General features: G+C 43.8%; 1 protein-coding gene. It reads left to right on the top strand.

All coding sequences use genetic code 11. The annotated features are described in order from the left end of the window. Nucleotides 1-253 precede the first annotated feature (253 nt). A partial coding sequence (locus tag A3739_RS25990; RefSeq protein ID WP_068503304.1) for a MotA/TolQ/ExbB proton channel family protein occupies nucleotides 254-832 on the top strand: 579 nt, incomplete at its 3' end.

The following is an 832-nucleotide window of genomic DNA, read 5'->3' on the forward strand; positions in this document are numbered from 1 at the left end:
AGCAAATCCATTGATTACTTATGAAAGCGGAGCCATTTTTTTCGATGTCACTGATCGAGGACTTAGTGTTACAAGGACAAGAAGTGATGCAAATAACTATTGGCTCCTACCTTAATTCACAGATTTCTGAAACGTTACCAATTGAATAGGGGGGCAGACTTCTCAAACACTGGGTTTATGATAAAGTACCGACATTCGGCACTGTTGCTGTTATAAAAAAATTAAAGCGGCCTCGCTTCTTAGGAGAACCTCTGTGTTAGATCTATTAAAGCCCGGTGGGATTATTATGTTCCCGCTATTGCTTTGTTCTGTTTTAGCCTTAGCAATTATTATTGAACGATTCTGGACTTTACGTGCTAATCGCCTCGCTCCGAAAGCGCTTGTTAATGATTTGTGGGGCTGGATTAAACGCAAAGAATTAGACTCTAAAAAGCTTCGTGAATTGAAAGAAGCTGCGCCGATCGGCCGAATTTTAGCTGCGGGTCTAGTGAATGCGAAACATGGCCGCGAAGTCATGAAAGAAAGCATTCAAGAAGAAGCGAGCCATGTCGTGCATGAAATGGAACGTTTCTTAACGGGTCTTGGTACTGTAGCTGTGATCACGCCCCTACTTGGTTTGTTAGGAACCGTTATCGGTATGATCAAGGTTTTTGCTCAATTGCAATTAGAGGGTGCTGGTAACGCTGCGGCGCTTGCAGGCGGTATTTCGGAAGCACTGATCACTACGGCAGCTGGTTTGACTGTTGCTATTCCAGCATTGATCTTCCACCGTTATTTCCTACGTCGTGTTGACGAAATTGTGATAGACATGGAACAAGACGCATTGCGTCTT

The sequence above is a fragment of the Oleiphilus sp. HI0067 genome (assembly GCF_001635735.1).